Origin of the sequence: Pseudomonas sp. TH37, from assembly GCF_016650735.1 — a bacterium.
Taxonomy (GTDB): domain Bacteria; phylum Pseudomonadota; class Gammaproteobacteria; order Pseudomonadales; family Pseudomonadaceae; genus Aquipseudomonas; species Aquipseudomonas farris.
This window is the reverse complement of sequence record NZ_JAEKFD010000018.1, coordinates 1-20982: the sequence shown is the minus strand read 5'-3', so window position 1 is coordinate 20982 and position 20982 is coordinate 1. Positions and strand designations below refer to the sequence as shown.

General features: G+C 59.7%; 19 protein-coding genes and 1 pseudogene. 12 read left to right on the top strand and 8 right to left on the bottom strand.

Translation table 11 applies throughout. The features are described from left to right. Positions 1-239, top strand: a pseudogene (locus JFU11_RS27800) (DUF4124 domain-containing protein); the annotation flags it as partial. Positions 240-354: 115 nt separating this feature from the next. On the opposite strand, the gene JFU11_RS27795 reads toward JFU11_RS27800, so the two are convergent. From JFU11_RS27795 to mrcB, 3 genes are read right to left on the bottom strand one after another with little or no spacing between them, the layout of a single operon-like run. Beyond that, positions 355-690 (bottom strand): YqcC family protein, encoded by a 336-nt coding sequence (locus JFU11_RS27795; RefSeq protein WP_123721445.1) that lies wholly within the window; start codon positions 688-690, stop codon positions 355-357. After that, the gene (locus JFU11_RS27790) at positions 690-1424 is read right to left on the bottom strand and encodes a tetratricopeptide repeat protein (RefSeq protein WP_201062746.1); all 735 of its coding nucleotides are present in this window, start codon (positions 1422-1424) and stop codon (positions 690-692) included. The genes JFU11_RS27795 and JFU11_RS27790 overlap by 1 nt, the downstream gene beginning before the upstream one ends. Positions 1425-1440: 16 nt before the next feature. After that, positions 1441-3765, bottom strand: coding sequence for a penicillin-binding protein 1B (gene mrcB / locus JFU11_RS27785; protein WP_123721443.1), 2325 nt, complete (start codon positions 3763-3765; stop codon positions 1441-1443). Between the two features lie 118 nt (positions 3766-3883). On the opposite strand from mrcB, the gene JFU11_RS27780 reads away from it, so the two are divergent. The 3 genes from JFU11_RS27780 (at position 3884) to JFU11_RS27770 (ending at position 6393) form a co-directional block, all read left to right on the top strand. Beyond that, positions 3884-5440, top strand: coding sequence for a bifunctional aminoglycoside phosphotransferase/ATP-binding protein (locus JFU11_RS27780; protein ID WP_201062745.1), 1557 nt, complete (start codon positions 3884-3886; stop codon positions 5438-5440). Between the two features lie 91 nt (positions 5441-5531). Continuing rightward, the gene (locus tag JFU11_RS27775; RefSeq protein ID WP_123721441.1) at positions 5532-5876 is read left to right on the top strand and encodes a pentapeptide repeat-containing protein; all 345 of its coding nucleotides are present in this window, start codon (positions 5532-5534) and stop codon (positions 5874-5876) included. A 244-nt stretch (positions 5877-6120) separates the two neighbouring features. Further along, a complete protein-coding gene (locus JFU11_RS27770; RefSeq protein WP_007902045.1) occupies positions 6121-6393 on the top strand; it encodes a TfoX/Sxy family protein in 273 nt (90 codons plus the stop codon). 280 nt (positions 6394-6673) lie between these two features. On the opposite strand, the gene JFU11_RS27765 is transcribed toward JFU11_RS27770, so the two are convergent. From JFU11_RS27765 to JFU11_RS27755, 3 genes are read right to left on the bottom strand one after another with little or no spacing between them, the layout of a single operon-like run. Beyond that, positions 6674-7528 (bottom strand): ChaN family lipoprotein, encoded by an 855-nt coding sequence (locus JFU11_RS27765; protein WP_201062744.1) that lies wholly within the window; start codon positions 7526-7528, stop codon positions 6674-6676. Between the two features lie 21 nt (positions 7529-7549). Continuing rightward, positions 7550-8317, bottom strand: coding sequence for a heme ABC transporter ATP-binding protein (locus JFU11_RS27760; RefSeq protein ID WP_123721439.1), 768 nt, complete (start codon positions 8315-8317; stop codon positions 7550-7552). Continuing rightward, positions 8317-9300 (bottom strand): iron ABC transporter permease, encoded by a 984-nt coding sequence (locus JFU11_RS27755; protein ID WP_161794747.1) that lies wholly within the window; start codon positions 9298-9300, stop codon positions 8317-8319. The genes JFU11_RS27760 and JFU11_RS27755 overlap by 1 nt, the downstream gene beginning before the upstream one ends. A 275-nt stretch (positions 9301-9575) precedes the next feature. Between JFU11_RS27755 and JFU11_RS27750 the strand changes: the two genes are divergently transcribed. Beyond that, positions 9576-9893: a Rieske (2Fe-2S) protein gene (locus tag JFU11_RS27750; protein WP_201062743.1), complete on the top strand. Its 318-nt coding sequence runs from the start codon at positions 9576-9578 to the stop codon at positions 9891-9893. Here the strand turns inward: JFU11_RS27750 and sfsA are convergent. Both sfsA and JFU11_RS27740 read right to left on the bottom strand, forming a co-directional pair. Then, positions 9890-10603, bottom strand: coding sequence for a DNA/RNA nuclease SfsA (gene sfsA / locus JFU11_RS27745; protein WP_008068517.1), 714 nt, complete (start codon positions 10601-10603; stop codon positions 9890-9892). The two genes, JFU11_RS27750 and sfsA, sit on opposite strands and share 4 nt — an antisense overlap. Beyond that, positions 10603-11775 carry a pyridoxal phosphate-dependent aminotransferase gene (locus JFU11_RS27740; RefSeq protein ID WP_123721438.1) on the bottom strand — a complete coding sequence of 391 codons (1173 nt, stop codon included), beginning with the start codon at positions 11773-11775 and terminating at the stop codon, positions 10603-10605. Before JFU11_RS27740 ends, sfsA begins: the two co-directional genes overlap by 1 nt. 333 nt (positions 11776-12108) lie before the next feature. Here JFU11_RS27740 and dksA point away from each other — a divergent pair, with 333 nt between their 5' ends. The 7 genes from dksA (at position 12109) to folK (ending at position 20905) form a co-directional block, all read left to right on the top strand. Next, the gene (gene dksA / locus JFU11_RS27735; protein ID WP_030130357.1) at positions 12109-12552 is read left to right on the top strand and encodes an RNA polymerase-binding protein DksA; all 444 of its coding nucleotides are present in this window, start codon (positions 12109-12111) and stop codon (positions 12550-12552) included. A gap of 204 nt (positions 12553-12756) precedes the next feature. Further along, positions 12757-13653 carry a tRNA glutamyl-Q(34) synthetase GluQRS gene (gene gluQRS, locus JFU11_RS27730; protein WP_201062742.1) on the top strand — a complete coding sequence of 299 codons (897 nt, stop codon included), beginning with the start codon at positions 12757-12759 and terminating at the stop codon, positions 13651-13653. A 78-nt stretch (positions 13654-13731) separates the two neighbouring features. Beyond that, a complete protein-coding gene (locus JFU11_RS27725) occupies positions 13732-13908 on the top strand; it encodes a hypothetical protein (protein WP_003176118.1) in 177 nt (58 codons plus the stop codon). After that, positions 13892-16846, top strand: coding sequence for a sensor histidine kinase (locus JFU11_RS27720; RefSeq protein WP_187326443.1), 2955 nt, complete (start codon positions 13892-13894; stop codon positions 16844-16846). Before JFU11_RS27725 ends, JFU11_RS27720 begins: the two co-directional genes overlap by 17 nt. Positions 16847-16868: 22 nt before the next feature. After that, a complete protein-coding gene (locus JFU11_RS27715) occupies positions 16869-18305 on the top strand; it encodes a sigma-54 dependent transcriptional regulator (protein WP_201062741.1) in 1437 nt (478 codons plus the stop codon). 710 nt (positions 18306-19015) lie between these two features. After that, the gene (locus tag JFU11_RS27710; RefSeq protein WP_008068509.1) at positions 19016-20416 is read left to right on the top strand and encodes a polynucleotide adenylyltransferase PcnB; all 1401 of its coding nucleotides are present in this window, start codon (positions 19016-19018) and stop codon (positions 20414-20416) included. Between the two features lie 3 nt (positions 20417-20419). Further along, positions 20420-20905, top strand: coding sequence for a 2-amino-4-hydroxy-6-hydroxymethyldihydropteridine diphosphokinase (folK, locus tag JFU11_RS27705; protein ID WP_123721434.1), 486 nt, complete (start codon positions 20420-20422; stop codon positions 20903-20905). The last annotated feature ends 77 nt before the right edge of the window (positions 20906-20982 follow it).

Below are 20982 nucleotides of genomic sequence, written 5' to 3'. Positions count from 1 at the left end.
CGCGCAGCAACGCCATAGGCGATCAACGGGCCATCGACAACAAAGTGAAAAAGCAGGTCGCCGAGCAGCAAGACCAGTTAAAAGTATTCTGCGAACAGGCCCGAACGAACCTGGCTCAACTGCAGAATAATCCGCGACTACGAGAGGATGTCGACGGTGAGATGCGCCGCCTGACCGACCAACAACGTCAGGAGCGCATCACCGAAGCACAGAAACAGATTGCGAAAAACTGCATGTAGGAGCTGTCGAGTGAAACGAGGCTGCGATCTTTTGACGTTGCTTTTAAAAACAAAATCAAAAGATCGCTGCCTCGTTTCACTCGGCAGCTCCTACGGCTCCTACAACGGATCGGAGTTAGCGAGAAGCGGTGATCAGCAGGTCGAACTCTTTGAGCAAGACCTGCAAATAGCGATCCTTGCCCTGGACGTTACGGGCGGCGAAGACCATTTCGGCCATCTCCTGGATCCCCGATGCGTTGGGCAGCGGCAGATCCTGTTCAAGGATGCTCTTCATCCGCGGCAGGAAAATCCATTGCAGCCATTGCTCGAAATCCAGCGTATCCACCGAAAATGGCTCGACGCTGGATAGCGCTTCAGCAGACGGCGCGACTTCGTCCCACCAGCCCTGAACGCGCAGTTCGCGTTCGATCAACAGCAACTGCTCGGCAATCTTCGGGAAGCGTGCATCCATCACAGCGAGACCTTGGCCTTCTGACGAGCCAACGCTGCACCGGCGGAGTCACCCTGCTTCTCACGAGCCTGAGCGATCAATCCCCACAAGCTGGCCTGAAGAGCCGGACGACCATTGGCGAACGTCAGACCACGACGAGCGAATTGCTCGGCCTGTGCCGCATCACCTTGAGCCATACGCACCTGGGCCAGGCGATACAGTACTTGCGGCTCACGCGGAGCGACACGCTGGGCGCGCTCGAGACTGGACGACGCGCCATTAAGGTCGCCGCTGGCCTGTTGCTGCTGGGCAGTGGTCAACAATGCCAGGACCGGACCATCCAGTTGCTCATCGGCAGACAGGCCGCCGGAGTTCGCCGAAGGAATCCCGCTCGGCGTCGACGGCATGCTGTAGCTGCCCTGGTTGATCGGTGCCGATTGGACCGGCGAAGTATCGATCGGCCCCGGAGTGATCGGGCCTGGGGTAATCGGCGAAGTGCTGATCGGGGCCGAGTAAACCGCGCCACCACCCGGCACCATCACGACAACGCCAGTGTCACCTTGCGGGATTGCCTGAGTCTGGCCTTGCACAGGACGTTTTACTGTCGTCTGACGGTAACCGCCATTCGCCTGTATCCGTTCACTGTTCGAAACGGCGCTGCCGGAATCCACAACCGGAATCGAACCACGCTGTACGGTGGAGCAGCCGCTGAGCAAAGCCACGGCGGTCACTGCTGGAATCAACCACTTGTTCACTTGAAACCCTCTTTGCTTAATTCATCCAGCCCTTGACCCAATCCATCACCGATTCGCCGGAAGCAGGGCCTTCGCCACCGCAAGCGGGACCAGGAGGCGGTTCGCTGCCGCGAATATACGGCATCTGCACCGCGCCTGGGCAGCTGCCTTCAGAACCTTGCCCGGTGCGCGAATCGACCCAAGCCTGAACAATGTTGTCCGGCTGCGGCATGTCCAGCGGCAGCGGATCGGCCTTGCGCATGAAACTGGTCCAGACCTGCAACGCACCGGTGGCACCGGTGAATGGTGTCTTGCCGTTATCATCGCGCCCCAGCCAGACCACTGCCAGCAGATCCTGACTGAAACCGGCGAACCAGCTGTCCCGCGAATCGTTACTGGTACCGGTTTTACCGGCCAGGGTCAGGGTTTTCGGCAACACGTTATAAACCGAACTACCGGTGCCTTCACGCATGACTCGTTGCATGGCGCTCTGGATCAGGTAAATAGACGCCGGATCGAATTGCTGCTGAATCTGGAACGGATAACGCTTGAGCGGCTCGCCCTCGGCAGTCAGCACACTGCGAATCCCGCGCATCGGCGTATTGAATCCGCCGTTGGCCAGCGTCTGGTACATGGTCGCCACTTCGATCGGGGTCATACCGCCGGCACCGAGCAACATCGACGGGAACGCCGGGAATTCGCGACTCACTCCCAAGCGTGCCAGGGTCTTCAAGACATTCGGCACGCCCACCGCCAACCCGAGACGCGCGGTCGACAGGTTGTAGGAGTGTGCCAACCCTTGATAAAGGAACACCGTACCGTGGGAGCGGCGATCATAGTTCTGCGGTTTCCAGACCTGACCATCCGCGCCTTTGACCGAGAAGTAGTCGTCTGACAGCCAACTGGTCAGCGTGTACTGGCTCGGCTTCTCAAGGGCTGTCAGATAAACCGCCGGCTTGATCAACGAGCCGATCGGTCGTACCGCGTCCAGCGCACGGTTGAAACCGGCAAAACTCGCCTGACGGCTACCGATCATGGCCTGGACTTCGCCGGTTTCCGGGTTGGTTACGACCATGGCCGCTTCGACATCATCCGAGCCTTTGCGTCCGGCCAGGCGTTTAAAGGTGTCGTTGACCGACGCTTCGGCTTTCATCTGCAGAATCGGGTCGAAACTGGTGAAGATCCGCAGCCCCTCTTCGGTCAAGTCTTCGTCACGGTAGTCTTCGCGCAACTGACGTTTAACCAGGTCGAGGAAGCCCGGGAACGAGCTATCGGCCAACTTGCCGCGAGTGGTCACACCCAGTGGCATTTTCTTCGCTGCCTCAACCTGCTCGGCGGTGGCAACGCCTTGCTCCCCCAGAACATCGAGCACCAGATTGCGCCGCTCCAGCGCCCGCTCAGGGTTGCGACGCGGGTTGTAATAGGACGGCCCCTTGACCATGCCCACCAACAAAGCGACTTGATGCAGTTTCAGCTCGGACAATGGCTGCCCGAAGAAGAACTGGCTGGCAAGACCGAAACCGTGCACCGCGCGCTGACCATCCTGGCCGACGAACACTTCATTGAGGTAAGCCTCAAGAATTTCGCGCTTGTCGTAATGCAGCTCAAGCAACATCGCCATCATGGCTTCGGTGAGCTTACGGGTCAGGCTGCGTTCGCTGGTGAGGTAGAAATTCTTGACCAACTGTTGCGTCAGCGTACTGCCGCCCTGGGTCATCTTGCCGCCCGATGTGTTGACGTAGATGGCTCGGGCAATCGACTTCGGCGACACGCCCCAGTGGCTGTAGAAATCCCGGTCTTCTACGGCAACCAGGGTTTCGAGCAGATACGGCGGAACCTGATCGATCTTGATCAGGATGCGGTCTTCAAGGTTTTTCGGGTAAATCCCACCGATCAGCAGCGGTTCCAGTCGCACCACAGAAAGCTTCGAACCGTTGGTCGCCGAAAGCTCGGCCACGTAATCGCCGGAGAAGCGCACGCGCACAGGCTGAGCCGTCTCCATGCCTTCATAGAACTGGAAGCCGCGGGTATTCAGGTCGACGGTATTGCCATTGACCGCCGCCGCGCCGGGGCCGTTGCTGACGGCTTCGCGTCGGTAGCCCAAGGCATCGAGCTCGGTGAGGAAGTCTTCCTTGCTCAGCTTTTGCCCCGTGAACAGCTCAAGCGGGCGCGCGTACACCTTGGCCGGAATGGTCCAGCGCTTGCCGGAGAACTTCTCCTGGACCACAGCGTCGAGGTAAACCGCGAACCCGGCGAGCACCACAAGGCCGACCAGGCTGAGTTTAAGGGCCCAGCCCAGCCAGGGGCGCAAGCCCTTGGAAGGTGGTTTTTTGGGGGTGCGGGGGGATCGAGTACGAGTCATGGCGGCGGATTATACGCACTTTATTCATACTCAACAGAAGCCCGCTGAGGTTTGCGTCGGGCGGACTTGCGGCCATAATGACGGCCTTGAATTTTCCCCAGACTCTGAAGGATCGCCTGTGAGCCAGTCCCTGATCGCTGCCCTGCAAAACCCGGCCCTCTACCCGCATCCCGTAGAAGGGTTCCAGGTCATCGAGACCCATATTTCCTGGGTGCTGCTCACCGGGCCCTTTGCTTATAAAGTGAAGAAGCCAGTGAATTTCGGCTTCCTCGATTTCACCAGCCTCGAGGCTCGTGAGCATTTCTGCGCTGAAGAGCTGCGTCTGAACCAGCGCCTGACCCATGATTTGTATCTTGAAGTGTTGCCAATTACTGGCAGCGCCGAGGCACCACAACTGGGCGGCGATGGCCCGGTTGTCGATTACGCCCTGAAAATGCGTCAGTTCCCACAAAGCCAATTGCTCAGCACCTTGCAAGCCAACGGCGAATTGACCACCACGCACATCGACGAGATGGCCGCGCAGATCGCTCAATTCCACCTCAGCGCGCCGAAAGTGCCTGCCGAACACGAAGCCGGCACGCCGGACAGCGTCATGGCGCCGGTACGGCAGAACTTCGAACAGATTCGTCCGTTCCTCAGCGACAAGGCCGATCTGCTGCAACTCGAGGCGCTGCAAGCCTGGGCCGAAAGCAGCTTCGAACGCCTCAAGCCGCTGTTCGCCCAGCGCAAGGCCGACGGTTTCATTCGTGAATGCCACGGTGACATTCACTTGGGCAACGCCACCGTGATCGACGGCAACGTGGTGATCTTCGACTGCATCGAGTTCAACGAACCGTTCCGCTTCACCGACGTTTACGCCGATACCGGTTTCCTGGCGATGGACCTGGAAGACCGTGGCCTGAAAAGCCTGGCGCGCCGTTTCATCAGCCAATACCTGGAGCTGACCGGCGACTATCAGGGCCTTGAGCTGCTGAACTTCTATAAAGCCTACCGCGCACTGGTTCGCGCCAAGGTCAGCCTGTTCAGCATGCCCGCCGAGGCCGATCCGGTGCAGCGCGCCACTACTCTGCGTCAGTACCGCAACTACGCCAACCTGGCGGAAAGCTACAGCACCATTCCTTCGCGCTTCCTGGCGATTACCCACGGTGTTTCCGCCGTCGGCAAGAGTCACGTGGCCATGCGCCTGGTGGAAGCGCTGGGCGCCATTCGCCTGCGTTCCGATGTCGAGCGCAAGCGTATGTTCGGCGAGCAAACCGTACCGAACGATCCGCAGGCCGGTATCTATAGTGCTGACGCCAGCGCTGCCACCTACAGCCGTCTGCATGAAGTTGCCGGTGTTATTTTGCATGCCGGTTTCCCGGTAGTGGTCGATGCCACCTACCTCAAGCGCGACCAACGCGATGGCGCGGCAAAAATCGCCGAAGCCACGGGTGCACCGTTCCTGATCCTCGATTGCGACGCACCACAAGCGGTGATCGAGAGCTGGTTGAAGCAACGTCAGGCAGACAATAACGATCCGTCCGACGCCAACCTGACCGTTATCGCCGCCCAACAAGCCAGCCGCGAGGCCCTGACGCCAGCAGAAATTCTGTGCAGCAAACGCGTCCAGACCAATGAAAGTGGCACGCTCGATACCGTCGTTGCGCAGATTCGCCAACGCCTGCCAGGCCTGTAAAAAACTATTTCAACCGTGAAGCCTTCACCGGCTTCACGGCTGTCAAATAGTGGCACTATAATGGCGTCATAAAACCATCAGGTGATGCGACATGAACCAGCCGAAACTTCTCGACACCCCGCTTTATGCCTTGCTGCACAAAGACGACATCACAGGCTTTAACAATGAACGCCCGAAAGATGGACCTATCGACATGGTCGGTGGCGACTTCCGTGGTCTCGATCTGCGTGAACTGAACGCCGACGGCGTCGACTTCACCGATGCCTATTTCCGCTCTGCCGATTTGCGCGGCATCGACTTTCGCAACTCGTCCCTGGAAGGGGCAAGCCTGGCTCACGCGCAGATATCCGGCGCCTACTTCCCGCCAGAGCTGAGTGCCGATGAGATTCTGATGTCGATGAATTTCGGTACGCGACTGCGTTATCGCACCCGCTAAAAGCGACGTTTCTACCAGGTCCGGCGCCCCTGCTTTGCGCTGGACTCTGTACTTTTTTTCTATCCTGAAACTCAATCCCCCGCCCGTCTTCCGACTGCACTCGCAGCCTTTTCACGCCGCTTCTTGAGCCCGCTTCTTAGAAGCTTTTGCGTCGAAACCGACCAAACAATCACGCTTTTCCTACTGATGGCTACACTGCTGAGAGGCTCGCCCACGCACCGTTCGGCTGTCGCAAGGAGGCTTGATGAATGATGAACTGCAACACCTGAAAAATCTTGGCAAGACGTCGGCGCAATGGCTGCATGCCGTGGGCATCCACAGTGCCTCGGACTTGCGTCGGCTGGGAGCTGTGGATGCTTATCGGGCCGTGCGCACGCGCGGTTTTCGGGCTTCCAAGGTGTTGTTGTATGCGATCGAAGGCGCATTGATGGATGTTCACTGGAACGACATTCCCGCCGAACGCAAGGAAGCCTTGAACAAACAGCTGGACGCTATCTCGTCACGCCACAAGATTTGAACGGGTAATTACGCTTACACACACAGCCTGAAGACTAATGATTGCAGGGCCTTCACCGAGGGAACCGGTGAGATCCACAGAAATTAAAAATCAGCAGTTGACTTGGTAATGAGAATCGCTATGATTATCACAACTGGTCGCGAGACTGGTCGATATTCTGAAAAGCCCTTGGTTCGGACTCTCAGATTATCTCCTCATCAGGCTAATCACGGTTATTTGACCCGGCTCTTGCCGGGTCTTTTTTTGCCTGTGGAAAACTCGCCAGGTTTTACTGCCCTGACTACTTGCCGAACTGTTTACGCATTTGCGCACAGTAATCCTGCGGTGGCGTGGCGGGCGTATACCAGACGTAATCGGCCATGGCCGGCGTGACCTCAGCGCCCTGCTCCGCCAGCAACAATACCGTTGGCGCTTCAGGCTCATCCAGATCCAGCACATGGATCGGCACCCCGACATCCTTGCGTGCGTGGTACGCGCCGGCAATCAGCAGTGAAGGCGTCGGTGCGGCCACTAATCGCCCGGCCATCCGCCGGTCACGTTGCTGCTGGACAGCCAGCATCGCGGGCATTTGCGATGTAGGCAGCAAGCCGCAGTGGGAATCGCTTATTTGTGCCAGCAACGTTTCCTTGACCATCGGGGCGTTGGAGCGCGAACCGCTCAATGTCGGCGGTTTGGCATAGACAGCACGGACTTCAAGCGTATCCAGGTTAGCCGCCAGCAACGGGTATGGCTGAGTCAGGGCAAAACCAACGATCGGCCCGTACAGACTCCAGTCCCAACCCGATTGCCAGGCCAATGCATTGGGCAAGTCAGCAGGTAGCGGTGAAGCATGCCTGACGTGATCGACGCGCGCTTGCTGATCCGGCGTGAGCATTTCCAGCAGCAAACTGCCTTGGGGGCGCCGCTCACCCAGTGCCTGTAATAACCACAATTGCAGTTGATGGTGATCACGATTGTCATGCTGCTCGCCGACGATCAACCGCAAAGGCTTGGCTAACCGTGCAAGCAGTTCCTGCGCTGTCAGGGTTTGACCGCTGCGCAGGTCCCGGATCTCGCCGCTGACGGGTGGCGGCACCACCGGCACATGCTGACAGGCACTCAGTAACAGCACAGCCAGGATCACCATCACACGCATGTTCTCACCTCGACGAAATGCTCAGCGGGCGATGATCAGCGGATGCCCACGCTCCGGGTGCGGTTGCACCAGTACTTCCAGCCCGAACACGGCCTTGAGCGGTTCCGGGCGCAGCACCTGCTCCGGCGTATCCAGCGCCACGGGTCGCCCACCTTCGAGCAGTAACAGACGATCACAATAGCGTGCCGCCAGATTCAGATCATGCAGGATCACCAACACCGCGGCACCACGATCGGCGAACTCGCGCACCGCTTGCAGAGTAGTGTGTTGATGCAGCGGATCGAGCATCGATGTCGGTTCATCGAGCAACAACGTTTGCCCCGCCTCCCCCGGCCAAAGTTGCGCCAGCACCCGCGCCAAATGCACCCGCTGACGCTCGCCGCCGGACAACGCCAGATAGCTGCGTCCACTCAGGTGCAGCGCATCGGCCGCGTGCAGCGCGGCGGCGACGATTTCGTCATCCCGGACCCGGCCGCTTTGATAAGGCAGACGCCCCATGCCGACCACTTCTTCGACGCGAAAGGCAAAGTCCAGGGTCGACACCTGCGGCAACACCGCCAAACGCTGGGCTCGCTGCACCCCGGCCCAACGACTCAGCTCGCGCTCATCGAGCCAGACACTGCCATGGTCCGCATGCAATTCGCCGCACAGGGCGCCGAGCAATGTGCTTTTACCGGCACCGTTGGGGCCCAGCACGCCGAGGACTTCGCCCGGTTTGAGTTCAAGGGTGATGTCCGTGAGAACAATCTTTCGACCGCGCCGAATTTGCAGATTCTGCGTTCGCAACATCAGGCACGCCCTCTGAGCAGTAGATACAGAAAGAACGGTGCGCCGATGAAGGCTGTGACGATCCCGATCGGCAACTCGGCCGGCGCCAGGGCCAGTCGCGCCACCAGATCGGCAAACAATAAGAGACTGGCCCCCGCCAATACCGACGCAGGCAATAGCACCCGATGATCGGGACCGGCCAGCAATCGCACCAGATGCGGCACCACCAGACCGACAAATCCGATCATCCCCGCTGCCGCGACCGCCGCGCCGACGCCCAGCGCCGTGCAGAACACCAGTTCGCGCTTGAGGCCTTCGACATCGATCCCCAGGTGACCTGCCTCCGACTCCCCCAGCAACAATGCATTCAAGGCCTTGGCCCGACGCGGCAACCACAGCGCCACACCAGTGCTCACCAGCAGCAACGGCCAAAGTCGCGAATAACTGGCGCCGTTAAGGCTGCCCAGGTTCCAGAAGGTCAAGGTGCGCAGGGTCGCGTCATCCGCCAGATAGGTGAATAGCCCTACCGCCGAACCGGCCAGGGCAGTCAATGCAATACCGGCCAGCAGCATAGTGGCGACGTTGGTCTGGCCATTGCGTCGCCCCAGTCGATAGACCAGCGCCGTTACACCCAGACCGCCGAGAAACGCGCACACCGACAACAGATAAGGCCCGAAGGATTCGGGCAGACCGCCGAACACCGAGCCGCCGACAATCGCGATGGCGGCGCCCAATGCCGCGCCACTGGAGACCCCCACCAATCCCGGATCAGCCAGAGGGTTGCGAAACAAGCCCTGCATCGCCACGCCGGACAGCGCCAGCACGCCGCCCACGGCCAAGCCGAGCAAGGTTCGTGGCAAGCGAATCTGCCCGAGGATCAGTTCGGCCTGCTCCAACCCGTCGGGCGCGATGGGTAAACCAATCAGCCGCAACGCCGCGCGCAAGGTGTCGAACAACGGCAGACTCACCGGCCCCAACGCCAGCGACAACCAGATCGCCAGCAAACACAGCAGGCTCAGGCCAATGAATAATGCACGGGGTTTAACCAGAAAAGTCATTGGCCGGTCGTACCGGGATAGAACGCACAGAGCGCAGCAACGCGGGTACTCAGGCGCATAAACAGCTTCCTTTAAAGGTTTTCCCGGGCATCGAGAGGGCAGGCCAAGTATCCTCGGCATCCGGCAATCGCCCTGTGGGTGAGCGGCCATTTGATAATTGTTTGCATTTGAACGTCAAGCTCGGACATATCTGGTACGAGCTGCAGGACTTGAGGATAGACATGAAGCTTCTTTGCACAGGCGCCGAATTGGCTGACGCCAGCAGTCGCGGTTTCGACGTTGAGGGTCAGAAGCTTCTGGCCGTGCGCCGGGACGGCCGGGTGTATGTGTATGAAAATCGCTGCCCACACCGGGGCGTCGGACTGGAATGGAAGCCCGACCAGTTTCTCGACCCCAGCAACAGCCTGATCCAGTGCGCCACTCATGGCGCGCTGTTTCTGATCGAAGACGGCGAATGCGTCGCCGGCCCGTGCGCCGGGCAATCCCTGACCACCATCCCCTGCCACGAAGACGAGCAAGGCATCTGGGTCACGCTCTAACCGTTTAACAGCACTTCCAGCCGCCGATCGACCACCATCTCTTCGTGGGTCAAGTGCACGCCATACGCCAGCACTTCGACCCCACACGCCACCGCTTCGCGTAACGCCGCCGCGTAGGCCGAATCGATTTCTTCAGCAGGACGCACGGAGTCGATGCCGGTCAGGTTCACGCAATACAGCTGCACGGCACGAATCCCGTCCCGGGCCAAATGCGCCAACTCGCGCAAATGCTTGGCCCCGCGCTGGGTCACCGCATCGGGAAACGCCGCCACCAACGAGCCATCGAAGCCCAGGGTGACGCTTTTGACTTCCACATAGGCTGGCCCGCTCGGGTAATCGAGACGGAAATCGATGCGGCTGCTTTCCTGACCGTAGGCCACTTCGCGCTTCAATTCGGTAAAGCCGTTCAGCTCGGTGATGACATTGGCCCGCAACGCCTCCTCAATCAAACCGTTGGCGCGCCCGGTGTTTACGCAGAACAGCCGCCCCTGCGGGGTTTCGCCGACTTCCCAGGTGCCGGGCAGCTTACGCTTGGGGTCGTTGGAACGGCTGAACCAGACCTGCCCGCCTTCGACTTGGCAATTGAGCATCGAACCAGTGTTAGGGCAGTGAATGGTCAGCAACTCGCCGCTAACGGTTTCGATATCAGCGAGAAAACGTTTGTAGCGACGAATCAAGCGACCTTCTTCGAGGGGAGGATGAAAACGCATCAGCCTTGCCAGCTCCGTAAACCACGAGCGATCCGCTCAACCGCTTCCTGCAAGCGTGGAAGACTTTGGGTGTAGGCAAACCGCACATGATGCCCGGCCTGATAACGCCCGAAGTCCAGGCCTGGGGTGATCGCAACGTGCTCGGTTTCGAGGAAATGTCGGCAGAACGCGAAGGCATCGCCGCCGAACTTGCTGATATCGGCGTACAAGTAGAACGCACCTTCCGGCTCTACAGCGATACCGAAGCCCAACTCCCTCAGGGCTGGCAGCAGGAAATCACGACGTCGGCCGAACTCGGCGCGGCGCTCCTCGAAAATTTGGATGGTGGCGGGTTCGAAGCAAGCCAATGCGGCGTGCTGGGCCATGCTCGGCGCGCTGATGTAGAGGTTCTGGGCGAGTTTCTCCAACTCACCGACCGCGGCTTCTGGCGCTACCAGCCAACCGAGGCGCCAGCCGGTCATGCCGAAATACTTGGAAAAACTATTGAGGACGAAGGCGCTGTCATCGACTTCCAGCACGCTGGCCGCATCCGTGCCGTAAGTCAGGCCATGGTAGATCTCGTCGACCACCAAATGGCCGTGGCGGGCCTTGATCGCTGCAGAGAGCCCGGCCAACTCGTCGCGGGCCAGGATAGTCCCGGTCGGGTTGGCCGGCGATGCCACCAGGGCGCCGACGCTGTCGTGATCCCAGTGGCGCGCGACCAGGTCAGGGGTCAGCTGATAACGCACGTCCGGGCCGACCGGCACCAGTTGCGCCGCGCCTTCCACCAACCGCAAGAAGTGCCGGTTGCACGGGTAACCCGGGTCTGCCAGCAGCCAATGCTTGCCTGGGTCCACCAGCAAGGCGCTGGCCAACAGCAACGCGCCTGAACCGCCGGGCGTGATAAGAATTCGTTGCGGATCGATGTTCAGCCCGTAACGCTGCTGATAAAACCCCGAAATGGCCTCGCGCAGCTCTGGAATGCCGCGGGCAGCGGTGTAACGAGTCTTCCCCGCCGTCAGCGCGGCCTGGCCGGCCTGGATGATCGGCTCGGCGGTGGTGAAGTCCGGCTCGCCGATTTCCAGGTGAATCACGTCGTGGCCGGCTGCTTGCAGCTCGTTGGCCCGGGCCAGCAGGGCCATGACGTGAAATGGTTCGATAGCGCGACTGCGCGCACTGTAGGACAGAGCCATTAGCCTTCCTTACAACGGGAAAAGAATCGATTCTACCCAAGCGCAGGAACGAGCGAGAACCTAAAGCGGTCAGAGCCCATATAACGCTGGTCTCAAACGGTTCAAGCGTATGCTCCAGGTTTGACTAAAATCAATAATTGATCAGGTCTCCAGAGCCACCAGGCAAGGCTTTGCAATCTTTTGCAAGGCCCACGGGCCGCGGGCTCGACATCCGGGAGTAGCGCGGCCCGATTTGATCTGGTAAGTTCGCCCGCTTGCAGCCGCAGGGCCGGCAGGTGTCGGTGATGGAGCAATCCTGCGCAATGGATTACAAGAGTAGAGGCGGTCCATTTCATGCCCACCCAAGCAAAGCAACAGCAGAACCAGTCGATCAGCGGCTTCGAACCCTACAAAGAAGTGAAGGGCGAAGAGTACATGGGCAAGCCCATGCGCGCTCACTTCACCAAGATCCTGAACAAGTGGAAACAGGACTTGATGCAGGAAGTCGACCGTACTGTTGATCACATGAAAGACGAAGCGGCCAACTTCCCTGACCCGGCAGATCGTGCCAGCCAGGAAGAGGAATTCAGCCTCGAATTGCGCGCCCGCGACCGTGAGCGCAAGTTGATCAAGAAAATCGACAAAACCCTGCAATTGATCGAAGACGAAGAATACGGCTGGTGCGAGTCCTGCGGCGTCGAAATCGGCGTCAAGCGACTGGAAGCCCGTCCTACCGCCGACATGTGCGTTGACTGCAAGACCTTGGCGGAAATCAAGGAAAAGCAAGTCGGCAAGTAATCTTTGCGACTTGAACGAAGAACGGAGCGTGCGAACGCTCCGTTTTTTGTTTCTGAATTTCGCCTCGGCAGAAAACCTGTGGGAGCGAGCCTGCTCGCGAATGCGGTGTGTCAGGCAACACTAATGTCGGAGCTGATGGCCCCTTCGCGAGCAGGCTCGCTCCCACAGGGACTTGCGCACGACCAGAGAAAGTAACATTCGTCCATGACTGCCACGACTTCCCCTCGCTACATCGGGCGTTTCGCTCCCACACCCAGCGGGCATCTGCATTTCGGTTCACTGGTCGCAGCGTTGGCCTCGTACCTCGACGCCCGTTCGGTCGGCGGCCGTTGGCTGGTGCGCATGGAGGATCTAGATCCGCCACGGGAAGAGCCCGGCGCTCAAGCGGCGATTCTCAAGGCACTGGAAAGCTACGGTTTCGAGTGGGATGGCGACATGGTCCGACAGAGTGAGCGGCACGCGGCCTACGACGAAGTCATCAATCGCCTGTTCAATCAGGGCCTGGCCTACGCTTGTACCTGTTCGCGCAAACAATTGGAGCCGTATCACGGCATCTATCCCGGGTTCTGCCGCAACGCGGGGCACGGCACCGAAAACGCAGCGATCCGCCTGCGTGTACCGGAGCTGGAATACCACTTCATCGACCGGGTGCAGGGCGAATTCCGTCAACACTTGGGTCGAGAGGTCGGTGATTTCGTGATCCGCCGTCGCGACGGGCTCTACGCCTATCAATTGGCGGTGGTGCTGGACGACGCCTGGCAAGGCATCACCGATATCGTGCGCGGAGCCGATTTGCTGGATTCCACGCCGCGCCAGCTCTATCTGCAAGAACTGCTGGGCCTGCCGCAACCGCGTTACCTGCACATCCCGCTGATTACCCAGCCGGACGGCCACAAACTCGGAAAATCCTATCGCTCGCCGCCGCTGACCGAAGATCAGGCCACGCCGCTGTTACTGCGCGCATTGCGGGCGCTGGGGCACAAGCCTGTAACCGAACTGAATGACGCCACGCCACGAGAAGTGCTGAACTGGGGAATTGCCCACTGGGATGCATCGCTGATCCCGCGCACACTGACGTTGCGTGAAGCGCAACTGCAGTGATGCCACTTGCAGTGGCGCGCCCATCCGTTACCATCGCCGCACGTTTTCGGGCACGCGCATAAAAAAAGAGAGGCCGGGATGTACATCTATCGCTTGGTCCTGCTCCTGGTAGTGGGGATTTATCTGTTCTCCCCGGCCATCATGGATTGGTGGATCGACGCCACGGGCGCCTGGTATCGCCCTTATTTGCTCTGGCTGATTCTGATTGTCGTGACCTTCATTCTGCAGAGCCAAAAAGATGCCGATGAGCTTTAGCCTGACCCAGATGATCCTGATCAGCGCCGCGTACCTGGCGGTGCTGTTCGGCGTGGCCTGGATCAGCGAACGGGGCATGATCCCCCGGGCGATCATTCGCCACCCGCTGACGTACACCCTGTCGCTGGGCGTTTACGCCAGTGCCTGGGCGTTTTACGGCACGGTGGGCCTCGCTTATCAGTACGGCTACGGTTTTCTGTCCAGCTACCTCGGGGTTTCCGGGGCCTTTCTGCTGGCACCGGTGCTTTTGTACCCGATCCTGAAAATCACCCGCACGTATCAACTCTCGTCCCTGGCCGACTTGTTCGCGTTTCGTTTCCGCAGCACTTGGGCCGGCGCACTGACGACAATTTTCATGCTGATCGGCGTGTTGCCGTTGCTGGCGTTGCAGATTCAGGCAGTGGCCGACTCCATCAGCATCCTCACCCGCGAGCCGGTGCAGCATCGCGTGGCCTTGAGCTTCTGCGCGCTGATTACGCTGTTCACGATTTTCTTCGGCTCACGCCACATCGCTACCCGCGAGAAACATGAAGGCCTGGTGTTTGCGATTGCCTTCGAGTCTGTGATCAAACTGATCGCGATTGGCGGCGTCGGTCTGTATGCGCTGTATGGCGTGTTCGACGGCCCGCAGCAGCTGGAGCTGTGGCTGCTGCAAAACCAGACCGCCCTCGCCGCCCTGCACACGCCATTGCAGGAAGGCCCGTGGCGCACGCTGCTGCTGGTGTTCTTCGCCTCGGCGATTGTGATGCCGCACATGTACCACATGACCTTTACCGAAAACCTCAACCCGCGCTCGCTGGTCAGTGCGAGCTGGGGTCTGCCGCTGTTTCTGCTGTTGATGAGCCTCGCGGTACCGCTGATTCTCTGGGCCGGGCTGAAACTCGGCGCCACGACCAATCCGGAATATTTCACCCTGGGCATCGGCATCGCCGCCAACAACAAGGCCTTGGCACTATTGGCCTATGTCGGCGGATTGTCAGCGGCCAGCGGCCTGATCATCGTCACCACCCTGGCGCTGTCCGGGATGGCGCTGAACCATCTGGTGCTGCCGCTCTATCAGCCGCCGGCCGAAGGCAATATTTACCGCTGGCTGAAATGGACCCGCCGGGCGCTGATCGTCGCGATCATCATGGCCGGTTACGGTTTCTACCTGATGCTGGGTGCCGAGCAGGACCTGGCCAACCTCGGCATCGTCGCCTTCGTCGCCACATTGCAGTTCCTGCCGGGGGTGTTGTCGGTACTGTACTGGCCGACCGCCAACCGTCGCGGCTTCATCGCAGGCCTACTGGCGGGGATTCTGGTGTGGCTGGTGACCATGCTGCTGCCGCTGGTCGGCAATCTGCAAGGTTTCTACATTCCGCTGCTGAACATGATTTACGTGCTGGACGACACCAGCTGGCACATGGCCGCAATCGCCTCGCTGGCCGCCAACGTACTGATGTTCACGCTGATCTCGTTGTTCACCAACGCCAGCCCCGAAGAGGCCAGCGCCGCCGAAGCCTGCGCGGTGGACAACGTTCGCCGCCCGCAACGCCGCGAACTGCATGCCGCCTCGCCTCAGGAATTTGCCACGCAACTGGCCAAGCCGCTGGGCGCCAAGGCAGCGCAGAAAGAAGTCGAGCAGGCGCTGCGTGACCTCTATCTGCCGTTCGATGAACGCCGGCCATACGCGTTGCGCCGTCTGCGTGACCGTATCGAAGCCAACCTCTCCGGCCTGATGGGGCCGAGCGTGGCGCAAGACATGGTCGAAACCTTCCTGCCCTACAAGGCTGGCGGCGAAAACTACGTCACCGAAGATATCCACTTCATCGAAAGCCGCCTTGAGGACTACCACTCGCGCCTCACCGGCCTTGCCGCCGAACTCGATGCCCTGCGCCGCTACCACCGCCAGACCTTGCAGGAATTGCCGATGGGCGTGTGCTCGCTGGCCAAGGATCAGGAAATCCTCATGTGGAACAAAGCCATGGAGGAACTGACCGGGATTGCCGCGCAGCGTGTGGTCGGTTCGCGCCTGAGCACCATTGGCGATCCGTGGAGAGACCTGCTGCAAGGTTTCATCAATCTGCCGGACGAGCATTTGCACAAACAGCACCTGGCCCTCGACGGTCAGACGCGCTGGCTGAACCTGCACAAAGCGGCGATCGATGAACCGCTGGCGCCGGGTAACAGCGGCCTGGTGTTGCTGGTGGAAGATTTGACCGAAACCCAGATGCTCGAAGACAAACTGGTGCACTCCGAGCGCCTTGCCAGCATCGGTCGACTGGCGGCCGGCGTGGCCCATGAAATCGGCAACCCGATCACCGGCATTGCCTGCCTCGCGCAAAACTTGCGCGAAGAGCGTGAAGAAGACGCCGAACTCACGGAAATCAGTGGGCAGATCCTCGAGCAGACCAAACGCGTGTCACGCATTGTTCAGTCGCTGATGAGCTTCGCCCATGCCGGCAGTTATCAGCACACTGACGAGCCCGTCTGTCTGGCGGAAGTGGCCCAGGATGCCATCGGCCTGCTGGCCTTGAACCGGCGCAATTTCGAAGTACAGTTCTATAATCTGTGCGATCCCGACCACTGGGTCGAAGGCGACCCGCAGCGGCTCGCCCAGGTATTGATCAACCTGCTCTCAAACGCCCGCGACGCCTCGCCTCCGGGCAGTGCGGTACGAGTCAAAAGCGAAGCCGGCGAACACACGGTCGATCTGATCGTCGAAGACGAAGGCAGCGGTATTCCCTCGAGCATCATGGACCGATTGTTCGAACCCTTCTTCACCACCAAGGATCCTGGCGAAGGCACCGGTCTGGGCCTTGCACTGGTCTATTCCATCGTTGAAGAGCATTATGGACAAATCACCATCGACAGCCCGGCTGATGTTCAAAGCCAACGCGGCACCCGTATCCGGGTAACTTTGCCGCGTCATGTCGAAGCGACGTCCGCTGTGAACTGAGACCGTCGAGAGTATCGAATCAATGCCGCACATTTTGATCGTCGAAGACGAAACAATTATCCGCTCCGCCTTGCGCCGTCTGCTGGAACGTAACCAGTACCAGGTCAGCGAAGCCGGATCCGTGCAGGAAGCACAAGAGCGTTTCAGCATTCCCACGTTTGACCTGATCGTCAGCGACCTGCGTCTGCCGGGCGCCCCCGGTACCGAGTTGATCAAACTTGGCCAGGGCACTCCGGTGCTGATCATGACCAGTTACGCCAGCCTGCGTTCGGCCGTCGACTCCATGAAGATGGGCGCGGTGGATTACATCGCCAAGCCTTTCGATCACGACGAAATGCTCCAGGCCGTCGCGCGAATCCTGCGTGACCGGCAATCGGCGCAAGCCAGCGGTGAACCGGTCGTCGGCAAAACGACCAATGGCGCCGCGAAAAACGGTGTCGACAACAGCAACGGCGAAATCGGCATTATCGGCTCGTGTCCGCCGATGCAGGACCTGTACAGCAAGATCCGTAAAGTCGCGCCAACCGATTCCAACGTCCTGATCCAGGGTGAATCCGGTACCGGTAAAGAACTGGTAGCACGCGCCCTGCATAATCTGTCCAAACGCGCCAAGGCGCCGATGATCTCGGTGAACTGCGCGGCCATTCCGGAAAGCCTGATCGAGTCCGAGCTATTCGGCCACGAAAAAGGCGCGTTTACCGGCGCCAGTGCCGGGCGTGCCGGGTTGGTGGAAGCGGCGGACGGCGGCACCTTGTTCCTCGATGAAATCGGTGAGCTGCCACTGGAAGCTCAGGCCCGCCTGCTGCGCGTGTTGCAGGAAGGGGAAATCCGTCGGGTCGGTTCGGTCCAGTCGCAGAAGGTTGATGTACGCCTGATCGCCGCGACTCACCGGGACCTCAAGAGCCTGGCGAAGATTGGCCAGTTCCGTGAAGACTTGTATTACCGTCTTCACGTGATCGCCTTGAAGCTGCCGGCCCTTCGCGAGCGCGGCGCGGACGTCAATGAAATTGCCACTGCATTCCTCGCGCGGCAGAGCGCACGGGTCAACCGTACCGATCTGAAATTCGCCCTGGATGCCGAACAGGCGATTCGGCATTACTCCTGGCCGGGTAACGTTCGCGAACTGGAAAACGCGGTCGAGCGCGCGGTGATCCTGTGCGAAAGCCCGGAGATTTCCGCCGAGCTGCTGGGCATCGACATCGAACTGAGCGATCTGGACGACGACGACTTCATTGGCCTCGCGCCCCAACAGGGCAACGGCGCCGGTAACACCAGCCACGAACCGACCGAAGATTTGTCCCTGGAAGACTACTTCCAGCATTTCGTTCTCGAGCATCAAGATCACATGACCGAAACCGAACTGGCCCGCAAACTCGGGGTCAGCCGCAAATGCCTGTGGGAACGCCGTCAGCGCCTGGGCATTCCGCGACGCAAGACCGGGGTGGCCAGCGAGAGCTGAACCGCACCTGTCCGATGTGCGGGTAACACATGACATTGTGAAAAAACTGTTACCTCAGCTTTTTCGCGTAACAGAAGCCGGGGCTTACGGTAACGAAGCCCCGGTTTTTTTTGGCCTCGAAAAACACCATCAACCCGCCTAACCCCTTGCTTTACTGGGCTTCACAAAAGTTGGCACGCACCCTGCTATATGTTTGGTACAAGAACAATAACAAGCAATGTACAAGACAATAAAAATAAGACGAATCGACTCACGCACAATAAAAACAAGACGGCGAGAGGCGTAGCTAACTGATTCTTTTGGAGAGGCGTTGCATTTGGGGCTTGCCCCACGACCAGGCCGAGAATAATAAAAAGCTGTCTCAAGACAGTGCCTGAACTGGTTGGATCGAACGATCACAGCAACACAGCGACCAAAGCAATCCGTTTGCTCTTGGCTCCCGATTGGGAGGGTCATGAAGGAAAACTTCATGGCGAGGGCGCTCAACAAAAACAAGAAGCCCGAAACCAATAATAAAAATAGAGCATGCAACTACTTCTTGGGGAGCTTCGGCTCCCCTTGTGGTTTCTGGTGTTTGCCCTGCTATCCGACATCCCTCTTCAAGCGCTTGCGCAGCTTCCTACACCATCCCCCGACTAAATGCTAGAATCCCGGCCCATCATGCGGTCATTCTTCGTTATGGCCGAACATTCCTTCAAACAGTGCATCCCATGCTGAAGAAGTTGTTCCAGTCATTCCGTTCTCCCAAGCGTCATACGCAACACATTCGCAGTACGCCTGAAGTGCTCAACAGCGGCCAACATTCGCTGCAAAAGGCACAGTTCAGCCGTTACGCGGTGAATATCGTCGAACGCCTGCAGAACGCCGGTTACCAGGCTTACCTGGTCGGCGGCTGCGTGCGTGACATGCTGCTCGGCATCACGCCGAAAGATTTCGACGTCGCCACCAGCGCCACGCCTGAACAGGTACGCGCCGAATTCCGCAACGCGCGGATCATCGGTCGGCGTTTCAAGCTGGTGCATATCCACTTTGGCCGCGAAATCATTGAAGTCGCGACCTTCCGCGCCAATCACCCGCAAAACGACGAGGACGAAGACAGCAACCAATCGTCTCGTAACGAAAGCGGGCGCATTCTGCGCGACAACGTCTACGGCACCCTGGAAGAAGACGCGCAACGCCGCGACTTCACCATCAACGCCTTGTATTACGATCCGGTCAGCGAGCGCATTCTCGACTACGCCAACGGCGTACACGACATCCGCAATCATCTGATCCGCCTGATCGGTGATCCGAAGCAACGCTACCAGGAAGACCCGGTGCGGATGCTGCGGGCCGTGCGTTTCGCCGCCAAGCTGAATTTCGGCATCGAAAAACACAGCGCCACGCCGATCCGCGAACTGGCGCCATTGCTGCGCGAGATCCCGTCGGCTCGTCTGTTCGAAGAAGTGCTCAAGTTGTTCCTCTCCGGCTATGCCGCGGACACCTTCGAAATGCTGGTCGACCTGCAGTTGTTCGATCCGCTGTTCCCGGCCAGTGCGGCAGCGTTGGAGTACAACCCGACCTACACGCACACGCTGATCAGTGAAGCGCTGATCAACACGGACCTGCGAATCAAGCAGAACAAACCGGTTACCCCGGCGTTCCTGTTTGCCGCCCTGCTCTGGCCTGCCCTGCCGGCCCGTGTGTTGCGCCTGCAAGAACGCGGCATGCCGCCGATTCCGGCGATGCAGGAAGCCGCTCACGAGTTGATCGCCGAACAGTGCCAGCGCATCGCCATTCCGAAACGCTTCACCATGCCGATACGCGAGATCTGGGACATGCAGGAGCGTCTGCCACGGCGCAGCGGCAAACGCGCCGACCTGTTGCTGGACAACCCGCGGTTCCGCGCCGGTTACGACTTCCTGCTGCTGCGTGAAAGCGCCGGTGAGCAGACCGATGGCCTGGGCGAATGGTGGACCGACTATCAGGACGCCAACGACAGCGAACGCCGGGACATGATCCGCGACCTCAGCGGCAAGGACGACGGTACTGGCGCTCCACGCAAACGTCGCCGCAGCGGCGGTGCCAAGCGCAAGCGCGCTGCCGGCGCACCGAGCGCTACAGGCGAATAAGCCATGGAACGCATCTACATCGGCATGGGCAGCAATCTGGCTGACCCCACCGAACAGTTGCGCAGCGCTATCGCAGCGCTGGCGCAATTGCCGCAAACCAAACTGGTCGGGGTTTCCGGGTTTTATCAAAGCGACTCGCTGCTGCCCGGCCAACCGCGTTACACCAACGCGGTCGCTGCGCTCGACAGCAGCCTCGCGCCACTGGACCTGCTGGATGCGCTGCAAGCCATCGAGAATGGCCAAGGCCGCGAGCGCCTTGAACGCTGGGGCCCGCGCACGCTGGATCTGGACATCGTGCTGTTCGGCGATCGACTGATCGACGAACCTCGCCTCAAAGTCCCCCACTATCACCTGCAGGAACGGGCCTTTGTGCTCTATCCGCTGGCCGAGCTGGCACCGGCGGATCTGCGCCTGGCCGATGGCCGCACCCTCACAGCATTGCTCGCTGCCTGCCCGTTCGTCGGGTTGGAACGCCTCTCTCCGAATTGACAAAACTCCCTGTGGGAGCGGGCTTGCCCGCGATGGCGGACTATTAGTCAACATTGATGTTGAATGTAAAGTCGCTA